Here is a 680-nt window from a genome sequence, read left to right on the forward strand (position 1 = left end):
TGATGGTTCTTATGAATTAGCAGTAGAAGCCGGTGGTGGTACTGATCTATATGGGATATGCACAGACATAGATGAATTTACTGGAACTGCTACTGTTCTTCCAATAACAAATAACTTTACTGGATATTTGGTAGTCAAAAAAGATAGTCAAAGCAGTATTACACCTAATGTAAAAGTTAAATTTAATACAAATGGAGAGATTGAACAAGACAGTGGTTCGGGTTCTCGTACTATTAATGGTATTGCCTTATCAAAGGCATTTAAGATCAACGAAAATCTTTACATAGCACTTGTAAGTATATTCGGAAATAGAGGGATCAGCTAATAGTGGATAACAAAGATCAACAAGCAAGCTTAATACCAAATATGCAGCATGGATCAATTGAATCTGAAATTTATTCTGAAATGGATGATACTGAACTTGTTGAGTTTTTAAAACAACAACTAGAACAAGATCAAGAAGAGCAATTACAACAAACTTCTACAAGGGGTAAAAGAAGAGGTAAAAGACATGCACCAGTGCTAGAAACTGAAGAAGGTAAAACACTTAAAGACTATATCTTAAAATTAAAGAAATACTCTAAAAATTTTGATGATGAACCAGCTGTATTTAAAGCTCAGACTGGGTTTAGGAATAAAAACTTATTAACATTTGATTCTATCTGTGAATCTGTATCAAG

The 680-nt window shown here is 32.6% G+C and carries 2 protein-coding genes; both read left to right on the forward strand.

Annotated elements, in window-relative coordinates; genetic code table 11:
• On the forward strand, nt 1-325 hold a 325-nt coding region (locus U881_RS0101150), incomplete at its 5' end, for a DUF228 domain-containing protein (RefSeq protein ID WP_024652985.1).
• Between the two features lie 2 nt (nt 326-327).
• Nucleotides 328-680, forward strand: a 353-nt coding sequence (locus U881_RS0101155; protein WP_024652986.1) for a hypothetical protein, incomplete at its 3' end; no start/stop codon positions are given.

The organism is Borrelia persica No12, assembly GCF_000500045.1.
Classification (GTDB): Bacteria; Spirochaetota; Spirochaetia; order Borreliales; family Borreliaceae; genus Borrelia; species Borrelia persica.